We start from the raw sequence: 22,164 nt of genomic DNA on the forward strand, positions 1-22,164 counted from the left end.
AACCGCAGCACGTCAGGCGCACTGAAGTCGCCGGCGACACCCTCCGCGATCAGACGCCCCATCACCTCGCCGGCGTCCGCACACCGCAGCGCGACTCCCCGCTCGGCATGGGCACCCGGCGTCACGACGTCGACCCGCTCTTCAGGTACGTACCGACAGCATCACCACGGCGCACGCCACGTGCGCCTGACGAAGTACGGCAACGCATCCGTCGTTCACAGTGCTGCGAGGACGAAGGTCAGCAGTGCCAGGGAGATGGTGGCGCTGCCCGCGAAGGCCAGGGCACCCCGTAGCAGGGCGGTGGCGTAGGTGGCTCCGTCGATGCGAGCAAGCAGGCCGGCCGCTGCTCCTACGAGGGTGCAGAAGAGCGCGATGACCGCCAGGAGCAGGACCAGGAGCATCAGGTGGATGGGTGAGGTGTTCATGGCTTCTTCCCGGGACGTTCGACGACGGTGACTCCGGGGAATTTCGCGGTTTTGCCTCGTTCCTGTTCGCGGTGCCGTTCCGGGCCGGACCGCGCGGACGCGGCTGCGGATGCCGCCGAGGTGGCGGTGGAGACGGGACTGCTCGGGTGGATCGGGCGGGGGATCACAGGAGTTGCGCGGCTGGTGCTGCGCGCGCTCGACTGACCGGGCTCACACGGGCGTGGCGCGGCGGCCAGGGTGTGGCCGGGCGGGGAACGGCTGTTTCGGCCGTCAACCGGCTGCGCGGGGGGCTGATCAACGCCGGGGAGGTGGACCTCGCCCGGACCCCGGCGGCCGGCCGGCGTGCGATGCGGTACCGGGCTCCCCACCCCGCCGTCGTCCCGCCGCGCGCCGCCGCTGCGCTTCTCGGGGACGTCCTTGCCCGGCCAGGGCCAGCCTGGCCGGGAGGTCCCGGGTCCGGTTTCCGAAGCCGCCGGGTACGGGGTCAGAGCATGCGCGAGAACATCTGCTCGCCGGGGAGTGGTGAGGCACCGACGCCGGTGTGCTTGGAGCCGCCAGCGAGGAAGACCGGCTCGCCCGGGGCATGGTGAACCCCTGGCGCTGGTAGAACCGGGCCAGGGCGGCGTCCCCGGCGGTGAACTGCCCGTACGCGAAGAACGCGCTGCACCCGGTGCCCGAGGACGACCAGCAGGCGCACCGCCCGCAGGAGCCCGGACCGCACCGTGGCCGGGAGGCCGGCCACTGAATGCACCCGATGCCGCGCCCCCGATGCCGTGCATCCCACCGGCGATGCACAACATCCGCGTTGTCAGTGGCCCTCGTTAGTCTCCCCTCATATCGCAGTTCAGGGGCTTCGTGGCCCTTGGTTCGGGCTGCGCTGACATCTGATGGACAGGCGGAGGGGCACGGCTGATGGCGTGGCTGGCAGCGGGTGAGGGGTACGAGATCACCCTCGAGGACGGGCGCGTGGTCGCACGGCGAGTCGGGGGGCGGCAGTTGAAGGCGCTGCCGAAGGCGTTGCGCGACAGTCCCGAGGTCGACCGGCTGAGGCAGCTGGCCGAGTGGCTGGACCGGCACGAGGCCTCGTGCGTGGCTCAGGTGGATGCCTGGATGGTGTCGTCGCTTCCGGTTCCGACGGAGCTGATCGCGCGGGTGTGGCCGGACGAGGCGTGGCAGGCGGCGCTGCGTGACATGGCCGTCGTGGGCGACGATCCGGACGAGGTCGGCTTCCTGCGGGACGTCACCGGCGGCGGGGAGCTCAAGGTGGTCGACCTCGACGGTGAGACCGTGCGGCTGTCGCCGCGCACGGTGACGCTTCCCCACCCCGTGCTCCTGCCGGACCTGGACGACGTACGGGACTTCGCGGCCGACCTCGGCATCACCCAGAAGGTGGAGCAGATCCACCGGGCGACCTGGACCAGGCCGGACGGGCCGGATGCCGCGCGTCCGGAGACGGCGACGGAGGTACGGGACTACGCGGGCGGGAAGTTCGCCTCGCGGTTCGGTCTCGCGGCGCGCGCCACAGGCCTCGGCTACCGGGTGTCCGGTGGCTACGCCACGTGCAAAGTACGTGATGGGGGCCGCAGCACGGAGGCGTCGGTGTGGATCGGCGAGCCGTACTGGGACGGGGAGTCGGAGACCGGCGGGCTGAGCTGGCACGACGAGGACGGCCGCGCGGTGCGGCTGACCGAGGTCGGGCTGGTGGCCTGGTCCGAGGGGATGCGCATGGCCGCTGCGCTGTACGCCGGCCGCACGATCGAAGAGGGTGGGGACGCGTGACCGGGACGGTTGGGAACGACAACAAGGAGCTGCTCGCGGCAGGCGCGGTCCTCCCGGCCGACGCGCGGGGTGCGGGCCCCTCGGCGGTCGAACTGACCGCACGGGCCTATCGCCACGCGGTGCTCGGCGAGGATCGGGTCGTCGTGCGGCTTGCCTCGGCGGAACTGGGCCCCGCCGAGGACCTCGCCGCCGGCTTCCTCGGACTCGAGCCGCAGGGCGAGCCGGCCGTGGTCGGTCTCGGTTGGCGCCAGGAACTCGGCTTTCCCGAGTGGGTGCTGGTGCACCACCCCGAGGACGGGCACCACGCCCTGGCGGTCGTGCCGGAGCTGGACCGGCTGGCCCGGCAGGCCAAGACCAAGCCCAAGGCCGCCCTGGACGCCTGCCACGAGCTGGCCGGGCGGCTCGCCTCGGCCGTCCCGCACTTCCTGCCCGTCTTCTACGAGCAGGCCGCGCGGATCTTCCTCGGCGTCGAGAACAGCACGTACGCCGGCCAGCTGTTCGGCCGTGCCCGCACGAGCGAGGCGCAGCACGGGCTGACAGTCGACGAGGACCGGCTCGACGCCCTGTTCCTGGAGTTCGCCCTGGCCGGCGCGCTGCCGGTGAAGGTCCTGACCGGTTACGGCAAGGACCTGTCGGCCCGGCTCGCGCCCGTCGAGGCGTACGAGCGGTTCCGGCGGCTGTGCGTGCGCCGGACCGCCGGCGGTCTCGCGCCGTCCGCCCAGGCCGCGGTGGAGCTGAAGCGGCTCGCCCGCGCCGCGGCCCTGTCCGGCAACGAGGCGGAGCAGGACTACCTCGCCGAGCTCCTTCCGCTGCCGGCCACCTTGCGGGCCGCCGCCGGTTGGTGGAAGTCGCACCGCGGCGCGCTGGTCGCGCTGGCCCGGCGCGTTCCGTCCGCGCGGGGCACGCTGCTGTCGATGACCCCGCCCGGGGACAACGGGGATATGACCGAGCTGTGGCTGGGAATCATGGCGGAGTCGGGGGCCGATGCCGGTCTCGTGGACGCCGGCCTGCCGCAGGAGGAGCGGTGCTCCGACGGCGCGGCGGGCTGGCTGGAGCGCTTTCACGGTGCCCGGCATCGCGGTTGGGGGCCGCGCCCGACGCCGCCCGCCCTGCTGGAGCTGGTCGAGCGGGCGGCCGGCCGGCTGCGTGCCGATCTGGCGGCGCGGCCCGAGAGCGAGCGGTTCCTGCGGATCGGTGTAGAGGACGTGAACCTGCTGGACCTCCTGCTCTCGCTGGAGATCGCGGTCGCTGACCCCGAGGAGAAGTCCGCCCACCACCAGCGCGGCAGCGCCCTGAACCTGTCGGACTGGGCCCGCGGCGAGGAGCCGCGGGACCTGGTCGCGCTGGCGGCCGACCCGCGCTTCCGGCCCGCCTTCGGACGCGGGGCGAACAGCTACAACAGCGCGTCCTCCGGTGCGGACGTGATGCGGCGGCTGGCCGCCTCGCCCGGCGGCCGCCCGATGCTCACCGAGTGGATGCGCGAGGTGGCCGCCTCGTCGGTGGCGGCCGGGCTGCCCGGACTGCCGAAGGCGATCGAGCGGCTTTCGTGGCTGCCCTCCGAGGCTCTCGCGCTCGCGCCGCAGGAGGTCGCGGCCGCGGCCGGTGCCGATCTCGGCGAGGCCGTGGCGCGCACGCTTCGGGGCGGTCTGTGGGAGGAACTGCGCTGGCCGGCGTGGGAGGAGGCGCTGACGGAGCTGGCACCGGGGCACCACACCACCGAGGGTCTGACGGTCGTCGAGGCCTGGCCGTATCTGATCGTGGCCAACGCGACGCAGGTGCGCGTCATCGACGCCGACTCCACCGTTCTCGTGCACGATCTGCGGCTGCCCACCACGTCCGTGTGGCGGACGGGCTTCCACTACGTGGACGGTGCGTTGCTGGTGTTCTGGAGCACGTACGGTCGAGGCGAGCCGCAAGGCTACTGGCACACCGCGCCCGACACGGTGTTCGCTCTCGCAGGAGCCGGCGCCGGCTCCTGGGCCATGCGTTCGGATCACCTCAGCCTGCAACTGCCCGGCGGCGGCCGCACCACCGGCGGCGGGGTCCTCCACAGCGGCGACACGAAGCTGCCCGCGGAGCGCGCGCTGCTGTCCGACGGCACGTCGTACTGGGTGTGGCAGGACAGGGACGGGGAGGACAAGGGCGGCTGGCTCGAATACGACCCCGTGGGCGGTGCGTACGGCCGACGCTCGCAGCCCGGTTTCCTCGCCGACGCGCTGCTGCGGCACGCCCCCGGGGCCGAGTTGGCGGCCGGCTCGTGCTGGCTGCGGCCCGCCCCGGTGGTGGCGGGTTCGGCCCAGGGGACGTCCACGGACGGACTCCTCGGCTGGCGTGTCCTGCGGCTGTCCGACGGCGGCCACCACGGCGAGGACACCACCGGACGGGTCGTCACCCTTCCGAAGGGCGCCGACAGGCCGGTCGCCGCGCTGACGTTCCCCGGCGACGACCGGCCGCGGGCACTGACCCAGCAGTGGCGCGAGCTGTCGCTCAGCGACCCGGAGGGCACGGTCACGACGACGGCCCAGTGCGACCACCGCAACGAGCTGTACGGGACCGCGGCTCAGGCCCTGCCGCCGCTGCCGTACCTGTACATGCTGCGCGCGCGTGATCCGCAGGGGTCGGCGGCGCTGCGGGGCGCCGACGCGGAGTCGGCCGGCGCCCTGCTGAAGGCGGCTGTGCTCGCGGAGCGGGTGGCGGACCTGCCCGAGCTGGTGAGCGCCGCGCTGCCGCAGGTCTCGGCACCCGAGCTGATCGCCGGCGTGGTGAAGGTGCTGCGCTTCGCGGTACGGCAGCAGAAGGCGCTGGACGCCGTGGCCGCACGGCTCGACCCCGCCGCCGAGCCCACGGAGGTCCGGGTCCAGGGACCGAGTGACCACGTGCTCGCCAAGGCGCTGCACGGCATCGTCAATACCGGCTACTACCGGTACGGCGCGGACACCGACGTGACCCACCAATACCTGGAGACTCTGGCGTCCGTGCGCGCGGACACCGCCGCCACGGCCCTGCCGGGCCGGCTGCACTTCGATCTGCCGTCGCTGCCCTACTCGGGACTGCCCTTCGTCTCGCTCCTGGACGAGCCGGCCGCGATCGCCTACCGGGCCGTCGCGCCCGGCAGCGGCCCAGCACACCGGGCGGCCCTGCTCGAAGTCCTCGGCCGGGTGGACGTGCTGGGGCTGGCCTCGACGGCGGCCTCGGCCGGTCACTGGCGCCGGGTCCTGGTCCGCCTGGCGACGCCCCACCTGCACACGCCGGACGGCCAGCGGCGCAACGTCACGCACCGCAGTGTGCTGCCCCTGGGCGGCGGTGCTGCGCTCGGCTTCACCGAGCACAACTCCGACGTCGACGACGGGTGGGAGTTCGGCGCGCTGCTCCACGACCCGAGCGGCCGTTTCGAGGTGCCCGGCCCCTACACCGTGAGCGGTGACGCGCCGGTGGGCGATCGGGTGCGCGGCGCCGACTGGCTGACCGGCTTCCTCGGGGAGGCGCGGTCCCGTGAGGCAGTGCCCTTCCTGCCGGAGGCCGCCGACGAGTTCAGTCGCCGCACCGGTGTGTCCCGGGCGCTGGCCCGGATCGTTCTCGCGGGCATGCCCGACGTGGACAGCTGGGAGAACAACTTCCTGCCGACCGAGCTGCGCAAGGCGCTCGGTCTGAAGGTGGCCGAGGCGGGACACGCCCGCGACGAACTGCGCGCGCTCCCGGTCGAGGTGCGCCGGGCGGTGCTCGCGGCGCTCCTGCCCGACGACCCGGCACGGCTGTGGAGCGAGGGCCCGGACGTGGCGTCGGCGGCCGCCGTGTGGAACGAGAAGGTGGGACGGCGCCGGCAGGTGCCCGACTGGCTGGCGGCGGAGGCTGCACGCGCCGCGCGCAGCGGCTGGCCCGTGCACCGGGCGCTCCCGGCGCTGCTGGAACCGGCGTCGTCGCCGGAGCTCGGCGTCGACGTACCGTGGCGCATCGAGGGCGATCACCCGGCGACGGCGTCCCCCACCGATGCGCCGTTCACCTCGGCGGTGCTGGCCGGCTCGATGAGCCTGACGGCCTGGTTGGCCCACCGGCTGCCCGCCGGCGATCCGGTGCGGGCGGCGCTGCCGAGTGCGCTGACCGCCGTGCGGCAGCGTCTTGCGGCACCCGAACTGCTGCTCTCCGCTGGGCACTACACGAGCCTCGCGGACTTCCGGAAGGTGGCCGGCGCCCCGACGGAGACGGCACCGGACCACGAGCGGTACGGCGCGGTGCTCATGGCCACGCAGGACGGCCAGCCCCAGCCGGCCATACGGCCCGCCCTACTGGACTCCACCGGCTCCGACCCGTACCTGGTGGCACTGCGCGGCGCCGATCAGCAGCAGACCGGGGTCGAGACGGCCCTGCGGCGGGCGTACGACCCGGCGTTCGCACGGCTGCTGGCCGACCCGGGCGCGCCCGCGGCCGGCGCGGCGGACGACGGGGGCCAGTGGTGGCCGCAGGATCCGTCTCGTTCGGTGCCCGAGCGGGTGGCCGAGGTCGCCGAGACGCGCGGTCTGACCGCCGACGCGGCGACGCTGTACCTGATGCTGCTGGCCATGCCCGACCCGACGGACCGCAACACCGCGCGATGGACGGGGTGGAAGCCGGCCCGTCTCAAGGCGGCACGGGCCGAACTGGCCGAGACCGACCTGGTGGTGTCGGTCGTACGGGCCCGGGCGGGACGCTCGCTGGTTTTGCCGGGCGCCTGGGCGGAGCAGTCGGCACCCGTCCTGCCCGTGGAGCAGTGGAAGCTGCCGATGTACGGGGTGGTCTCGGGCGGCCGGCCGGTGCTGGGCGCCCTGGTGCCGATCGAACCGGCCGCGGAGCTGTTCGCCCGGGCCTGGCAGCGGATCCGCGACGGCGACCTCCCGCGCTTCGAGGAGCTGAAAGTGCGGCGTACGAGGCGCCGCCGCTGAGGCACCGTCACTGTGGCGCCGCCGAACGGCACCTGATCCGCCGCTGACCGGCCGCCCGTCGTCAGCACGGCGCGGCGCGCCCGCCCCCCCCGGGCGCGCCGCGCCGGTTCCCCGACCCGTACGCAACACCTGTCGAACCATGACGAAGGAAACCCGCATGACCGTCACCGAACAGACCGCACCCGTCCGGCAGGGCCAGCCGGCCGAGGAGCGCCATGCCGCCGAACTCGCTTTCCTCGCCGCCCAGGAACCCGGCCCGCGGCCGCCCGGCTGGGCGCTCACCCCACGCGCGGTGGTCACGTTCGTCTGCGGAAGCGACGGCGTGGAGCTGGCCCTGCCCCGGCGTCGCGCCGGTCTGCCGTCGAAGCTGGTGATCGCCCCGAAGTTCGTCGGCGAGCGCGCGCTGGTCGAACGCTGTGTGGTCACCCTCGCCGGAGAGCGCGGGCTGCTGCTCACCGGTGAGCCCGGTACGGCCAAGTCGATGCTGTCGGAGCTGCTCGCGGCCGCTGTCAGCGGGACCAGCGCCCTGACGGTGCAGGGCACGGCGGGCACCACCGAGGACGCGTTCCGCTACGGATGGAACTACGCCCTGCTGCTCGCCCAGGGCCCCTCCCCGCAGGCCCTGGTGGACTCCCCGGTCCTCGCCGCCATGCGGGCCGGACGGGTGGCGCGGGTCGAGGAGATCACCCGCTGTCTGCCCGAGGTTCAGGACGCCCTCGTCTCCATCCTGTCGGACCGGCGGATCAGCGTACCCGAGCTGACCTCCACCGAGGACGCGGTCGTCCGCGCCGCCCCCGGCTTCACCGTCATCGCCACAGCCAACCTGCGCGACCGGGGCGTCTCCGAGATGTCGGCCGCGCTGAAGCGCCGTTTCAACTTCGAGACCGTCGACCCGATCGCCGACGCCGACGCTGAGGCGGTCCTGATCCGCCGCCAGGCTGTTGCCGCCGTGCAGCGGGCGGGCGCGGTCTTCGCCGTCGATGAAGCCGTCCTCGACGCCCTCGTCACCGTCTTCCGAGACCTGCGCTCCGGCCGCTCCAACGAGGGATGGGACGTGGAACGGCCGGGCACGGTCATGTCCACCGCCGAGGCCGTCCAGGTGGCGGCGTCGCTCGGGGTCGCGGCCGCCTACCTGCCCGGCGGGGATGTGCTCGACTTGCTGCCGGGACATCTGCTCGGAGTGGTCCGCAAGGACGACCCCGCCGACCACGCACGGCTGCTGGGCTACTGGGACGGCCCGGTGCGCCGCCGCGCAGAGAACGGCTCGGCGATGTGGCGCCGGCTCTGGGACCTGCGCGGGAGCCTGCGTTGACAACCGTCGATCCACGCACGGCCGTGGACGCACTGGCCGCATCGCGTGCGCCGTACCTGCTGGGAGTGCGCCACCACAGTCCGGCGCTGGCCGCGGTGGTACCCGCCCTGCTGGAAGAGGCACAGGCCGAGGTGGTCTGCGTCGAGCTGCCGACCGACTTCCAGCCCTGGCTGGAGCACCTGGCGGACCCCGAAACCGTCGCCCCGGTCGCCCTGGCCGGGGCGGGCGAGGGGGGACGGCTTTCGTTCTACCCGTTCGCGGACTTCTCACCGGAGCTCGCCGCGGTCCGCTGGGCCAGAAGCCGCGGGGCGGAGGTCGTGTGCTGCGACCTTCCCCTCGGCGACCCGCGCTGGTCGGCGGGGGCACTCGGACCGGTGCGCGAGCCGGACGGGAGCGAGGCCGTACGTCCGGAGGCCGATGCGCCCCTGGGTGCCGCGGGTGCGCTCGACGCCGGTCCTGACCCTGCTCCCGGCGACGGGACGGCGCAGGTGCAGCGCTCGTACGCCGAGGCGCTTGCCGCCGCCGGGACCGGTAGGGACGGTGACGACCTGTGGGATCGCGCGGTGGAGGTGCTGGCTCCGGGGTGCGCCCCGGACGCGGTGCGCCGAGCCGCACTGGGCGTGGGCTGGGCCCTTCGTGCCGACGCCGCCGTACCCGCCGCCGACCTGGCGCGGGAGGAACGGATGCGGCAGGTGATCGCCTCTGCCTCAGCGGACGGGCGCCGGGTGGCAGCCGTGATCGGCGCCTTTCACACACCCGCACTTCTCGCGTCCACGCAGGCGGACGCCGGAGCGGAGGCCGGGGCCGGGACGACGGGCGTCTCCGGCGCTATGGGGCAGGCGGCCGTCCCGTCCGAGGCCGGGCCGCGCGGTGCGGGGCCCCGCACGTGGGGGTCCGGTACGGACGCGGCAGGGGTTTGGGCGGCTGGCAGGGCCGGGGAAGACCGCACCGCAGCGACCGAGGGCTCGGCGGTGACCTCCCTCGTGCCGTACTCGTTCGACCTGCTCGACTCCCGGTCCGGCTACCCGGCCGGAATCCGCGACCCGTTGTGGCAGCAGGCAGTGCTCGCCGCCGCCGGCGATCCGGAACGGATCCGGGAGGCGGCTGCCGACGCGGTGACCGGCCTGTGCCGCGAGATGCGCCGCGGCGGTCACACCGCGGGGACCGGCGAGGCAGCCGAGACGCTGCGCCTGGCCTGTGACCTGGCCGCCCTGCGCGGACTGCCCGCGCCCGGGCGCGGCGAACTCCTGGAGGCCGTCACCACTGTCCTCGGCCAGGGCGAACCCCTCGGCCGGGGCCGGGCCCTGGCCCGCGCGCTGGAGGCCGTGTTCGTCGGCACCGCACGCGGCCGGATCAGCCCGCACGCGCCCCGGTCCGGTCTCGGCCCCTCGGTCGAGGCCGAGCTCGCGGAACTGCGGCTGCCCCGACCGGACGACCCCGACCGCCGCGACCTGCGCCTCGACCCGCTCCGTTCGCCTCTGGACGGCCGCCGCGAAGTGCTGCTCCAGCGGCTGCTGGTGATCGGCGCCTCGTACGGCGAACCCCTGGACGTGGCGAGCACGGGCGACGGCACGGCGCTCGGCACCAGATGGCGTCTGACGTGGACGCCGTCCGTGCCCGCGCGCCTCGACCTCGCGGGCGTGCGCGGGGTGACCGCGGCCCAGGCCGCTGCCGGCACGCTCGCCGCGACCGCGCGCCACGAGGCCGCCGAGGGCGGCCCCACCCCGGCCCAGATCCTCACCGGGTTGACCGCCGCCGCGCGCTGCGGCCTGCCCGAACTGGTCGACGTGCGCCTGTACGAGGCCTCCGCCGTGCTGCCCGACAGCGCCGACCTGCCCGAGCTCCTCCAGGCCCTGGACCTGTTGGAGGGACTGCGGCGCGGCCACTACCCCGGCACCATGCAGGACGCCCGCACGACGGCCGGCGCGCTCACGGAGGAACTCCTTGAGGCCGCGGTCCGGTCCCTGCCCGGCCTCACCGGGAGCGACAGCGGCGCCGACGCCGGGGCGCTGGTGGCGCTGGCAGACCGGACGGCCGCCCGTCACCTGGGCCTGCGACTGGACCGGGCGCTCGCCGAGCTGGCGGCCGAGGGCTCCCCGCTCATCCAGGGCGCGGCCCTGGCCGTACGCGTGCTGCTCGACCTGGACGACGCGGCCGGGCTGGGCGAGCGTACGGCCGGCTGGATCGACGGGGCCACGGCTCCGGACACGCGCCGGGCGCTGGCGAAGCGTCTTACCGGGCTGCTCACGGCCGCCGGTCCCCTGCTCCAAGCGTCGCCGGACGCGCTCGCCGCGCTCATGGACCGGGTTGACGCGCTGGCCGACCAGGACTTCCTCGACCGGCTTCCGGCACTGCGCGGCGGCTTCGACACGCTGGCCCCGGCCGCGCGCGACAGGCTACTCACCACTGTGACGGAGCGGCTCGGCGACCGGCTCGACCTGTCACTCGACGCCCCGCCCGAGCTGCTCGCCCTGTGGGCGGCGGCCGACGCGGCCGGATCGGCAGCGCTGAAGGCCCTGGGCCTGCCGGCCGCGGACACCGACGCAGGAACGGACCCGGGCTCGGATTCGGCCGACAATCCCCGCCCCGCACCCCCACCCGCAGCGGACAGCGCCGCCGCGGACGACGCAAACCGACGGCTCGGCCGTACCGACCGCTGGCGGCTGCTGCTCGGCCGCCACAAGGAACGGCTCACTGGCGACGCGCGCCGCTACGCCCACGCCCTGGACGAGCTCTACGGCCGCGGGCGCGGCGAAGGCGCCCAGGACCTGGACGGCGGCGCACCAGGTCAAGGCGGCGGTCAGGACCCGTCCTTCCCCACCGCGCGGGAGTGGGCACAGGAGCTGGAGGCCCTCTTCGGCACCGACGTACGCGAGGAGGTCCTCGCGGAGGCCGCCGACGCGGGCCGCACCGACGTGCTCGCGCAGCTCGATCCGGCGTCGGTACGCCCATCGGTGGAGCTGCTCGGTTCGGTGCTGTCCCTGGCCGGAGGAATGCCCGAGGCTCAACTCGCGCGGCTGCGTCCGCTGGTGAAGCGGCTCGTCGACGAGCTGTCCCGGGAGCTGGCCACCCGCCTGCGCCCGGCTCTCACCGGTCTGGCCACCCCGCGCCCGACCCGACGGCCCGGCGGGCGCCTCGACCTCGCCCGTACCCTGCGAGCCAATCTCGCCCACACCCGACGGACGGAGGACGGCCGGCTCGTCGTCGTACCCGAGCGCCCGCTGTTCAGCACGCGGGCGAGCAAGGAGGCGGACTGGCGCCTGGTACTCGTCGTCGATGTCTCAGGCTCGATGGAGGCGTCGGTTATCTGGTCGGCGCTGACGGCCGCGGTTCTCGGAGGGGTTCCGACCCTGTCCACGCACTTCCTGGCCTTCTCCACGCAGGTGATCGATCTGACCGACCGGGTCGAGGATCCGCTGTCGCTGCTGCTGGAGGTCCGGGTCGGCGGCGGAACGCACATCGCGGCCGGTCTCGCGCACGCGCGTTCGCTGATCACCGTGCCGAGCCGCACGCTCGTCGTCGTGGTCAGCGACTTCGAGGAGGGTGCACCGCTCAGCGGGCTGCTGGGCGAGGTGCGTGCCCTGGCGTCCTCCGGCTCCCACCTGCTGGGCTGCGCGGCGCTCGACGACACTGGCACGCCGCGCTACTCGGTGTCCGTGGCGCGCCAACTCGTCGCGGCCGGTATGCCGGTGGCCGCCCTCAGCCCGCTCGAACTCGCCCGCTGGGTGGGCGACCGCCTCCGTGGAGAACCCCGTTGAGCACCGAACTCCTGCCTCCCGTCGCCCCCGACGTCCTCGCCGACACCGTGCAGCAGCTCAGCGCACGGCTGCGCAAGAAACTCGACGCGGCGATCTCGGGCTGCGCCGACCAGGCCTCCGCCACAGCCGACGGGGCGGTCGAGGTCCACTTCGGCGAGGACGCCACGGTCACGCTGCGCCCGGGCCCCTCCGGCACGGTCACGAACGCGGAGCAGGCCGTGTGCACCTGCCTGTTGGCCCCGCGCTGCCTGCACCGGGCCGCGGTCCTGGGCGCGGCACCCATCACCGATAGGGAGGGCGACGCGGGCGGGGGTGACGACTCGGGTACGGGTAAGACCGCAGGCTCGGGCACAGCCTCCGACACGGGCGCGGGGCCAGAGGCGGCCTCACCCACCGCCCCCGCCGCCGACGTTGCGGCCACGGCGGTCGCACCGGCCGCCCTCACCGCGGCGCAGGTCCGCGCCGCCACGGCGCTGTGGGACGCCGCCGCCGAGGCCCTGTCCGCCGGCGTCACGGCGGGCGGCGCCGTGGTGCAGGCCGAGCTGCTCCGTGCCGCCCACACCGCGCGGCTGGCCGGGCTGCCGCGGGCCGAAGCGGCTGCGCTGCGAGTCGTACGGAGCCTGAGGGCCGCGCGGGAGCGGAGCGAGGGACAACGTCTCGCCGACCTCACCGGAGCCTTCCGTGAGCTGCTGGCCGGCACCGCCCTGCTCGCCTCCGGGTCGGCCGACACGGAGGCGGCGGGCTCCGCGCGCCGGGTCTACGAACAGGGCGGCAGCCTGCGGGTCTACGGCCTGTGCCGGGAGCCGGTGCTGTCCGCGACGGGGTACGGCGGAGTGACCACGCACCTGGTCGGTTCGGACGGCGCCGGTTACACGGTGTCCGACGTGCGCCCCGGTGGCCTCGCCCGCGTGAAGGGCGCAGGGTCCGCGGCCGTGGCGCTCGGCGGTGCCGTCCTCGACCATGCCGGGCTGGCGCGCGGGGGTCTGCGGATCGTCGGCGCGACCGTCTCCGCCGACGGGCGGCTCGGGGCAGGGCGGGGGGTCGGCGCGACGCCACTGCGCGGGGTGGACTGGTCCGAGGAACCCGCCGCCGCCCTCTTCACCCGACCAGTGCAGGAGGCGATGGCCGCCGTGCTCGCCGACGGCGCGCCCGAGACGGGCGGGCCCGGCAGTACGGCGCCGAGTTTGCTGGGCTGCGACGTCGAGGTGATCGGTGCGGCCGGCGACTCTGTCGTCGTCCGCGTCGCCGGTGAGGGGCCGCTGCTGCGGCTCCGCCCCGCACACCCCCACCCGGAGCTCCCGCACGCCGCCAACCTGCGCCGGATCGCCGAACACCCGGGGCTCGCTCTGCGTCTGCTCGGCCGTCCCGACCTAGGCAGGGCGGCGACGCTCCTGTCACTGGCGGTCGGGCCGGTGCCGGGGGCGTCCGCCACGCTGCGGCTGCCGGACGAGTGGAAGGGCCGTGCCGACCTGGGCTACGACCGGCTCCAGGGCGAGCACTTCCCCCGCGAGACGGCGGGACCCGCGGCCTGCGGGCCGGTCACCGCGGGCCCCGACCCGCTCGCGGAGGCACCGCTGTGGCGTGTCCGGCGCCTGCTGGAGACGGGCGTCGCGGGCGGTCGCCGTGCCGTGGCTGAGGCGGGCCGCGGCACGGACGCGGCCTCGCTCTCCGCCCGCCTGACCCGCGCGGAACTCGGCGTAGCCGCCCACCTCGCACAGGCCCTGACAACGGAGGCGGGCCGCCGTCCCCGCGACACCTTCGGCCGTCTGACCGACCCCTCGGCCGACGCCTACGCCAGGGCCTGGCTCGCCTCCGCCGTGCACCTGGCGGCTGCGGAACGCTCGCTGGTGGCCGCATCCTGGTCGTGACCTACCGCTGAACCCACCGGGCCGCATGGGCCGCCCGGTGGGATCAGGCGGTAGCCGAAGGGCCCGGGTCCCGATCCTTCCGGCGTTCCGCACGACCGCCGCTCGGGCCGTACCGACTCAAACGGGACCGGCCACAGGAGCCCCAAAGACCCGCGTTTACGAAGCCCAGCCGCGCTGACGTACTCCAGCTCGACGTACTCTGCCGACACCTCGTTCACATTCACCGGGCCTCCGGTTCGACGCCGATCAGCCACGACGACCGTAGTCAGCGCAGAGGCGGCGTACCCGGAGAAGACCGGGGCATCCCACCAAATGCCTGGAGATGACTGAGACGTCAGCTCACTTGCCCGGAGATCTCCGAGACTGCCCGGACATCACAGAGAACAGGACAACCACCTTCGCTGCGAGAGATCAGGAAGTGTGGACATCTCAGCCCCTCAACTCCGACGGAATGCAATGCGCACGCACTTCGTACGCTAAACGTACGCGCTTCGTACGTTCCGCGGGGTAGAGTGTGGGGGCAGGAGGTGTTTCATGTCCGAGTTGTTCGACGCGGTCGACGCATTGCTCGCGTCCCGTGCCGCGCTGCCGCCGCCGGCGGAGCGTAAGCGGCTGCGTGCCGCGCACGGCCTGACGATTGACGAGGTGGCAGGCGCACTGAAGGTGCGCCGGGCCACGGTCAGCGCGTGGGAGTCCGGCAAGACCGAGCCTCGCCCGCCGGAGCGGGACGCGTACGCCCGGCTGCTGGACAAGCTCGCGGAGCTCTACCCCGCCGACGCCACCGCGCCCGCCCAGGACACCTCGGTGCCGCCCGCGCTCGCCGCCGACCCCGCCCCGGCACAAGCGCAGCCGCGATCCACAGGCCCGGCATCCGAGGCTGCGGTCATGACTGCACCCGAGAACACCCAGACCACCCCCGCCCCCGTCGCTGCTGCTCCGGCTGCCGCGCCGCGTCCGGCGCGCACCACCAGGCCGACATCGTCGACGTCACGCCGCCCGGGTACGAAGAAGGCGGCCCCGGCCGCCATCCCGGCGGGTATCGACCCGCGGTTCGAGAACGGGCCGCTGGCGGTCTTGGACGTCGAGGACGGGAAGGTGCTGGCGTACTGCGTCGGCGGCCTGGTCCTGGACGTGCCCGCCAAGTCCCTGCCGTCCCTGGTGGACTGGACGCTCAAGGAGGCGAAGCTCGGGCAGCCGAAGCTGTCCGGGCCGGGCAAGGACGCCGACCCGCTGCTCGTGCTCACCGAGGCCGCACTGGAGCGCTACGGCCTCCCGGCGACGCTCACGGAGAAGGAGAAGCTTGCCGGGCGCCTGCCGGAGGGCCACAAGGTCATCAAGCACCTGGTGCGCGCGGAGTGGAAGCTGACGAAGCGTGGGTTCGGGCCGTGGGCGCGGATCTACCGTCCGGCCACCGGTTCGGAGCGGGCCTGCGTGCAGCTGTGCATTCCGTCCTGGCAGGCGCTGGACACCCGGCACTGGGGCACCGCCGGGCAGTTGCCGCCGGCGGAACTCGCCCGGGTCCTGGGCGTGTACGCGTCCCGGGTGATGACGCCGCGCGGCTCCACGGCCGTGACCGGCCTGGAGCTGATGACCGCGCTGCACCCGGCGACCCGCGCCTCCGAGCCCGACGTCGACGGCAAGCGGCACTCCGAGCACAACCCCGGCAGCCTGGGCAAGGACCCGGTCGACCCGGCACCGTGCGAAGCCCCCGACGGCCACCCCGTCCTCAAGGACCTGCCCCGGTTCCACGTCCGCGGCCCAGCGGAGAAGCTGTTCGAGGAGGCATACGACTGGGCGCGGCCGATGACCGATGCCGAGTGCACCCTGCGGCACCTGGTCGGCATCGACGTGAACATGGCCTTCGCGGCGGGCGCCAATGGGCTGAACGTCGGCCTCGGAGCGCCGACGCACGTCAAGGCCCCAGTGTTCGACCCGAAGCTGCCCGGCTCGTGGCTGGTCGACCTGAGCCACGTCGACCTGTTGAAGGTGAAGATCGGCAAGCAGTGGACGGACCTGGACGACGAGCTGCTGCCCAGCCCGTTCACGCCGAAGGGCGAGCGCCCCGAGGGGCCGGCCTGGTACGCGACGCCAACCGTGGCGTACGCCGTGGAACTCGGCTACGAGGTCCGGCCGGTGGAGGCGTGGGTGCGGCGCGAGAACGGCCGCTACCTGGACGGCTGGTACAACCGCCTGCGGGACGCCTACCTCGCCACGATGGCCGACCTCGGCGTCGACGCCGACCTCCCGCCGGCCGACTTCCTTGCGGCGATGGACGGCTACAAGAGCCGCGACCCGGAGCTGGCCATCGTCGTCTCGGCGGTCAAGGCGACGGTCAAGGGCGGCCTGGGCAAGCTGCGCGAGCGCCCCCGCAGCGAGGGCTGGCGGCCCGGCGAGCCGTGGCGCGCCCTGTCCCGCCCCACCTGGCGGCCGGACATCCGCGCGGCGGTCATCTCCCGCACCCGGATCAACCTGCACCGCAAGATCGTGAAGCACGCGGCGTTCACCGGGCAGTACCCGGTCGCGATCCTGTCCGACTGCGTCGTGTACGCGGCCAACGGGCCCTCGCCGCTCGACTTCCTGCCCTACCGCGAGGGCAAGCCGCTGCCCGGCGGCTTCAAGCTCGGGGTCAACCCCGGCCTGGTCAAGTGGGAGGGCACGCAGAGCGTGCTGTGGGGCGAGGGCGTCCGGGAACAGTTCAACGCCCCGGAGCTCAACCTCGCCCGGTACATCAAGGACGGCACCGTCACCGACAAGGACAACGGAGAGTAGGTAGACCGCTATGAGCATGTTCGGGGACGGCCTGGACCAGGCGGTGCAGAAGGCGTTCACCCGCCCGATCCCGAAGTCGGCCGGCGCGCAGATGCGGTACCTGGTCAAACAGCTCAAGGGCACCAAGGCGGTCGCCCAGATGCTGCGGGTCTCTCAGCGGACCGTCGAGCGGTACGTGAAAGACCAGATCAAGAAGCCCCGCCCCGATCTCGCCGCCCGCATAGAGCGCGAGGTGCAGGCCCGATGGCAGCCGCAGATCCGGGCGAAGGCCCGCGAGCAGGCGGCGAGCACCGGCGGCATCGTCATCGACACCCGCGCCCGCCTCGGCTACACCGCCCCGATCGGCTCCACCGACCAGGACCGGATCCGGCACCTCACCGTCGCCCTGCCGCCGCAGTACGCCGCCCGCCTCTTCGACGCCCAGGAGCAGGGCGCCACCGACCAACAGCTGCGGGAGATCGCCGCCGAAGCACTCAAGGAGGTGTACTTCCAGGACGGCGGCCGCCGCGCCGGCTCCCTGGAGGAAGTCCGCTTCACGGACATCGAGCACCTCGAGTTCGACCTGTAGCAGCCGTACCCCGAACAGCGAGCGAGCCCGGACCAACTGGTCCTGGCTCGCTCGCGCATCCGTGGGGTGGCGGATGTTCATGCACGCGACGTCGCTCAACGACACCGTCGTGCGGTGGTCACCCTGCGCCCGTGGTCGTGCCGGGAGAAGGCCGGCCTTCCTGCGGGGCGAGCGTCTTGTCGACGAAGGCCCGTACGAGCGCGGCCACCTCGGACGCCGTGACGTCCTTGGTCCAGTTGTCGGTCGCGTGCCAGCCGCCGCACTCCAGCTGGAACCGGTGGACACCGTGCGTGCGCTGCAGCTCGCGGGCGTACGGCTGCCTGCGGCAGCGACCGTGCCGCTCGGTCCGCTCCAGGTGCGCGCGGACCACGTCCAGGTGGAAGCGGCGCGGCAGGGTCCGCTGTTCCTGGCAGCCGCGGCACTCCAGGAGGTGCAGCGTGCCGCCCAGACCGGCGGTGACCTGTACGCGGTCATCATCAACGTGGCGGTCAACGCCTGGATGGCCGGCCACATCCACGGCGAGGACGGCTGCACCGGGTGCGACAGCAGCCGCGGCGACGTCGGGCACGACTGGCAGGCCCGGATGCGCGCCATCACCGAGATGCAGCCCAATATCACCAAATGGTTCGACCACCGCGACGTGTGGACCGCCGCTGTCAACGACAGCGGCTTCACCGTCACCCGCCGCTGATCCACAGCTCAGCTCTCGCCGAAGCCCTCGCCGTTGAAGCCCTTCAGAACCGGGTCCAGTTCAGCCGCCGCGCCGCACAGGGAGCACAGCCGGGTACCAGGGCGCTGCGCCGCATCCAGCGCGCGCTCCTGGTTCAGCACCGGCGTTCCTCCCGGGCTTCCTCGCAGTCGACCGCGTGCACGACACCTCGGCCGGGCCCGCGGCCGCCAGCCCTCGCCAGCACCCAGCCGGACGGACGGCGCGGCCCCAGCGCCTGCTCCACGACCGTGGGCGGCTCCAGGTACTCGGTGGGCACGTCGTCGTAGGAAACGCCGCCAACTCCCACCACCGCAGCCACACCACGCAAACCCAGGCACTGCACCGCTACCTGCGCTGGCGCAACGCCAACTTGCCGCCCAACGCAAGGAACGCGCCCGCATCCGCAGCGAGAAGGGCATCCGCTGGGGCAGACGCCCCCTCAACGCCGCAGCCTGACCGATTGCGAACCGCAGCCCCGGAGTGCCGAAAGAGACAAGTTCACGAGAAGGACAGCGACAGAAGGACGACTCAGGAGGCGGACGGCTCGATCTCCCCCGCAAAGACGATGACCTGGTCGATGAGGCTCCGCCGCAGATGGACGACGTCCGTTCCCGCCAGGCGGGGGCCTCCATCCGGCGTGGTGAAGACCCACTGGTACCGGGCCCACTCGTCAGGCATGTCCACCGCTGAGCAGCGCACCATCGTGCCGGTCCCCGCCGGGTGGCGCCGGATGTCCAGCACGAACCGCTCGACCACCGCGATTCCTTCGCTGCGACCCAACGGCCCCCAGAAGACCACGTCTGAGGTCAGGGCCTGGGAGAGCAGGGCAGTCACATAGCTGTCGTCTGAGGCGTTAAACGCGGAGATGAACGTGTCGATCGCGGAGCGTGCCGTCTCTTCCTGCATGCCCCAGTAATACCAGCCGTTGCGCGTGCGCTCGTCCCGCGAGCCGCCTTCCGATCACGGTGGACCATCCCGGTCACAGCACTAGAGCACGGCCGTGACCTGCGCGGATGCCGGTCGGAGCGGGGTCAGGACGCGGGGAGCGGCAGAATCCCGTGGATGACCAGCCGCCGCCCATAGGGAGTGGGTAGGGGCTCCATCTGGACGCCGGTGCGCAGCGGCTTCACAGAGAAACGGAAGCCCTTGATCGGGCCGTGGCAGATGAACCCCAGCGGTGTGGGGATGCCGATGCCGTCGGGGGAGACGGTGAAGCCGAGCCCGGCGTAGAAGTCCGTCAGCTCTGGCTCGTGCGTCACGTACAGCACGGCCGCGCCGAACTTCCCTTCCTCATGGGAACCGGCCGCGCGCTCCACGTCGGCGACCAGGGCGCGCGCGATGCCCTTGCCACGCCGTGCTTCGACCACCGCGAGGGAGTCCAGGGTGGCGACCAGACCGGCGATGATGTGCGCGTTGGGCGACCCCAAGAGCATGGGGTGGGTGAACGCCCAGGCCGCCGGCAGCGCCATCGCGCCGCCGACCAGCACGCCGGACTCGGTCTTCTCCACCGCGCGGACGCGGGTGTACTCGTCGGCCTCAAGGCTCTGGCGGATTGCTGTAAGCAGCTGCCGCCAGGAGCCATCGGGGTTGTCCGGGTCGGCCAGCCGGATCACGGGCTCCAACGCGGCCGCGTCGGACGGTGTCGCGTCCGGATCACCACGCCATCCGGCAAGGCCGGGACGCTCACGGGGATGACCTCGCCCGGTTGCACCGCAGCCCTGGGGGCCGAAGCGGCCTACATCCGCTCGCCCAACACGTTCCCCGAGTACAGCTCCGCCTCGCGGCGCGCCGGATTCCCCGACCGCCTGGCGCCCTTGCGCGCCCCGTTCCGCTTCCCCACGGCGTTCCTCCCCTTGTCACCGCAAACCTCCCCCACCCGGCCCCCACCTAACACCCGGCGGTGACAGGTAACTTGGACGCGGGAGCCCGGCGACTGTCCACAGGCGAACCATGGTCCCTGGAGGTATGAGTGCGTTGTGGCAAACCGGATCTCGTTCGAGGTGTGCGGCGCGGGTGATCATCCGGACGGAGGTACGGGTGCGGCCGCGGGCATGAAAGAACGGGCCCCTTGGTAGTGACGCGGTTACGACACCCAGCACGACCAAGGAAGCCCGTTGCCTGATCAGTTGAGCAGTACCACTGTGCCTGCGTCCACCGCGGTCACCCCTGGGTGTGACTGGTACGTGCACCGGTTCGGTTCGATCGCTCCAGGGCGGCGGGCAGCCTGCTATCCGAGTGACATGACGGATGCTGAGTGGGCCGAGGTCCGCTTCGCGATGCCGGTGCCGGCCTGGCTCCTCAAGCGTGGCGGGCGCCCCGAGGCGTTTTGCCACCGCGAGATGCTCGACGCGGTGCGCTACCTCGTTGACAACGGCGTGAAGTGGATGGCACTGCCGGCCGACTTCCCGCACTGGCGGGCGGTCTACGACTTCTTCCGCCGCTGGCGGGCCTACGACTACGCGCGTGAACTGTACGAACGCATGCGACGTTCGGCGCGGGAGCGGAATGGGCGCAACGCCGAGCCGTCCGGCGGGATCATCGACAGTCAGTCGGTGGACGCCTCCGAGACCGTCGGCGAAGACAGTCGCGGATACGACGGCGGCAAGTCACGTGACGGACGCAAACGTCACATCCTGACCGACACCGAGGGCCTGCTCCTGGAGGTGACCGTGACCACGGCCGATGTGCACGACTCCAAGGCCGCCCCCGCGCTGCTGGAGACGTTCATGGCCGATCCAGGCCGATTGCTGAAACTGGTGTGGGTCGACAGCGCCTACCAGGGTCCGGCGCTGGCGCAGGCGTTCGCCCGACACGGAGTCCGCATCGAGGTCGTGCGCCGACCCGACGGACAGCGCGGATTTGTCGTACTGGCCCGCAGATGGGTCGTGGAGAGAACGCTGAGCTGGCTCTCCCGCTCCCGCCGCCTCAACCGCGACCACGAACGCCGCCCCGACCACCACGCCCAGATGGTGTGGTGGTCCGCTGTGATCAGGCTGTCCCGGCGCCTGGCCGGAGACGCTCCGCGCTGGCCGGAGAAGCGCCCCGGCCGACTGCTCCAGACGCGGGTGTGAAGCGTCCGTCCTTCGCCCGCACCAGCCAGCCCCGCTTCTCCAACGCGTAGGCACGGTGACGGATCTTCTCCACCTCGTTCTTGATCGCCGCTTCCCGGCCCACCGCCCGCGTCAACTCCACCCCGTTCACCGGCCCCGACGAAGCCACCGCAGCGGCGAACACCTCCCGATACAGGCCGCTGAGCACCTTCTCGCCCATGCCCGACCGCCACACCGGCGGCCGCTTGCCATGCCCCGAGCCGGAGCCGCTCGATCTCATGGCGGCAGCCACCTCACCACCAGACGGCACGGAAACCGGCGTATTCACTGTGCCCTCCTCGGCCAGCACCGACACGAGCTCCTCACGCCCCACCCGGGCCCGCTCGACTCGCTCCCGCGCGGCATCCACCTCCACCTGAGCCTGCTCCAAAACTTCCGTCCAGGACTCCAGATCCTGCCTCGCCCGCGCCTCACGCCGTTCCATCAACCCCAGCACCGACGGCATCGCAACCTCCTCGATCAAACACAAGCCGCCCGCTGCCTGCCCCTACCCCAGGGCGATCATGCCCTGCACGCGAAGAAGCCCCTGCTCATCGAACAGGGACTCCCTTTGCCACAACGCACTTAGCCGGGTCCTTGCCGATGACTGTCGTAACGCTTGCCGAATTCTTGCCGTTGGCTGACCGTCATATCGAGTCAGCCGGACGCACGGGAGGCGCCCGCCATGGCGAGAAAACGACCATTGCCCACCTCGCGGCTTTCATGTTCGGGCCGCGCACCTCCCACGATTTCTCGCCCGAAAGCTGCACAGCGATGACCTCGTGATCGTCCCAGTGCAGATGGAAGCCGTTGGTTTCACCGACCGCGAGGTATGCGTTCGCGGAGGTCAGTTCGCCCGACCACCAGCTCAGGGCCCGGTAGGCGACTTCCAGCGTCGGGTCGAAGGAGTCCACGTGGTCCAGGACCACCGTGCCACCAAAAGCGCGGAACTGGTCCCCATGGCGAAGCTC

General features: G+C 73.0%; 15 protein-coding genes and 3 pseudogenes. 10 read left to right on the forward strand and 8 right to left on the reverse strand.

The genetic code is table 11. The features are described from left to right. Both ABT115_RS23070 and ABT115_RS23075 read right to left on the reverse strand, forming a co-directional pair. A pseudogene (locus ABT115_RS23070) lies at positions 1-152 on the reverse strand (kynureninase/PvdN C-terminal domain-containing protein); the annotation flags it as partial. Between the two features lie 63 nt (positions 153-215). Then, positions 216-425 carry a hypothetical protein gene (locus tag ABT115_RS23075; RefSeq protein WP_351792966.1) on the reverse strand — a complete coding sequence of 70 codons (210 nt, stop codon included), beginning with the start codon at positions 423-425 and terminating at the stop codon, positions 216-218. Between the two features lie 912 nt (positions 426-1,337). On the opposite strand from ABT115_RS23075, the gene ABT115_RS23080 reads away from it, so the two are divergent. From ABT115_RS23080 to tpg, 7 genes are all read left to right on the forward strand, one after another. Beyond that, the gene (locus ABT115_RS23080; RefSeq protein WP_351792969.1) at positions 1,338-2,204 is read left to right on the forward strand and encodes a DUF4132 domain-containing protein; all 867 of its coding nucleotides are present in this window, start codon (positions 1,338-1,340) and stop codon (positions 2,202-2,204) included. Then, a complete protein-coding gene (locus tag ABT115_RS23085) occupies positions 2,201-7,120 on the forward strand; it encodes a DNA-binding protein (protein WP_351792972.1) in 4,920 nt (1,639 codons plus the stop codon). The genes ABT115_RS23080 and ABT115_RS23085 overlap by 4 nt, the downstream gene beginning before the upstream one ends. 157 nt (positions 7,121-7,277) lie before the next feature. Continuing rightward, on the forward strand, positions 7,278-8,432 hold the full coding sequence (locus ABT115_RS23090; RefSeq protein WP_351792974.1) for an ATP-binding protein: 1,155 nt from the start codon (positions 7,278-7,280) through the stop codon (positions 8,430-8,432). Beyond that, positions 8,429-12,190 (forward strand): DUF5682 family protein, encoded by a 3,762-nt coding sequence (locus tag ABT115_RS23095; protein ID WP_351792977.1) that lies wholly within the window; start codon positions 8,429-8,431, stop codon positions 12,188-12,190. The genes ABT115_RS23090 and ABT115_RS23095 overlap by 4 nt, the downstream gene beginning before the upstream one ends. Further along, positions 12,187-14,058: a hypothetical protein gene (locus ABT115_RS23100; RefSeq protein ID WP_351792980.1), complete on the forward strand. Its 1,872-nt coding sequence runs from the start codon at positions 12,187-12,189 to the stop codon at positions 14,056-14,058. Before ABT115_RS23095 ends, ABT115_RS23100 begins: the two co-directional genes overlap by 4 nt. A gap of 534 nt (positions 14,059-14,592) precedes the next feature. Then, positions 14,593-16,827, forward strand: coding sequence for a telomere-associated protein Tap (tap, locus tag ABT115_RS23105; RefSeq protein WP_351792982.1), 2,235 nt, complete (start codon positions 14,593-14,595; stop codon positions 16,825-16,827). A gap of 10 nt (positions 16,828-16,837) precedes the next feature. Continuing rightward, positions 16,838-17,395 carry a telomere-protecting terminal protein Tpg gene (gene tpg, locus ABT115_RS23110; RefSeq protein ID WP_351792985.1) on the forward strand — a complete coding sequence of 186 codons (558 nt, stop codon included), beginning with the start codon at positions 16,838-16,840 and terminating at the stop codon, positions 17,393-17,395. 118 nt (positions 17,396-17,513) lie between these two features. On the opposite strand, the gene ABT115_RS23115 is transcribed toward tpg, so the two are convergent. Continuing rightward, positions 17,514-17,765 (reverse strand): hypothetical protein, encoded by a 252-nt coding sequence (locus ABT115_RS23115; protein ID WP_351792987.1) that lies wholly within the window; start codon positions 17,763-17,765, stop codon positions 17,514-17,516. 6 nt (positions 17,766-17,771) lie between these two features. Here ABT115_RS23115 and ABT115_RS23120 point away from each other — a divergent pair, with 6 nt between their 5' ends. Further along, the gene (locus ABT115_RS23120; protein WP_351792990.1) at positions 17,772-18,086 is read left to right on the forward strand and encodes a hypothetical protein; all 315 of its coding nucleotides are present in this window, start codon (positions 17,772-17,774) and stop codon (positions 18,084-18,086) included. 8 nt (positions 18,087-18,094) lie between these two features. Here ABT115_RS23120 and ABT115_RS23125 read toward each other — a convergent pair. After that, positions 18,095-18,405 (reverse strand): annotated as a pseudogene (locus ABT115_RS23125) (DUF6233 domain-containing protein); the annotation flags it as partial. Here ABT115_RS23125 and ABT115_RS23130 point away from each other — a divergent pair. Further along, positions 18,400-18,560, forward strand: a pseudogene (locus ABT115_RS23130) (IS630 family transposase); the annotation flags it as partial. The pseudogenes ABT115_RS23125 and ABT115_RS23130 sit on opposite strands and share 6 nt — an antisense overlap. 72 nt (positions 18,561-18,632) lie before the next feature. Here the strand turns inward: ABT115_RS23130 and ABT115_RS23135 are convergent. Both ABT115_RS23135 and ABT115_RS23140 read right to left on the reverse strand, forming a co-directional pair. Continuing rightward, entirely contained in the window at positions 18,633-19,010 is a 378-nt protein-coding gene (locus ABT115_RS23135) for a nuclear transport factor 2 family protein (RefSeq protein WP_351792992.1), read from the reverse strand. A 125-nt stretch (positions 19,011-19,135) separates the two neighbouring features. Continuing rightward, positions 19,136-19,717, reverse strand: coding sequence for a GNAT family N-acetyltransferase (locus tag ABT115_RS23140; protein ID WP_351793074.1), 582 nt, complete (start codon positions 19,715-19,717; stop codon positions 19,136-19,138). Positions 19,718-20,344: 627 nt separating this feature from the next. Between ABT115_RS23140 and ABT115_RS23145 the strand changes: the two genes are divergently transcribed. Next, positions 20,345-21,175 (forward strand): IS5 family transposase, encoded by an 831-nt coding sequence (locus ABT115_RS23145; protein ID WP_351792994.1) that lies wholly within the window; start codon positions 20,345-20,347, stop codon positions 21,173-21,175. On the opposite strand, the gene ABT115_RS23150 is transcribed toward ABT115_RS23145, so the two are convergent. Next, entirely contained in the window at positions 21,093-21,659 is a 567-nt protein-coding gene (locus ABT115_RS23150; RefSeq protein WP_351792997.1) for a BAR domain-containing protein, read from the reverse strand. The two genes, ABT115_RS23145 and ABT115_RS23150, sit on opposite strands and share 83 nt — an antisense overlap. 181 nt (positions 21,660-21,840) lie before the next feature. Then, the gene (locus tag ABT115_RS23155) at positions 21,841-22,107 is read right to left on the reverse strand and encodes a JmjC domain-containing protein (protein ID WP_372458604.1); all 267 of its coding nucleotides are present in this window, start codon (positions 22,105-22,107) and stop codon (positions 21,841-21,843) included. Positions 22,108-22,164: the final 57 nt, after the last annotated feature.

The organism is Streptomyces sp. NPDC001832 (genome assembly GCF_040297265.1).
Classification (GTDB): Bacteria; Actinomycetota; Actinomycetes; order Streptomycetales; family Streptomycetaceae; genus Streptomyces.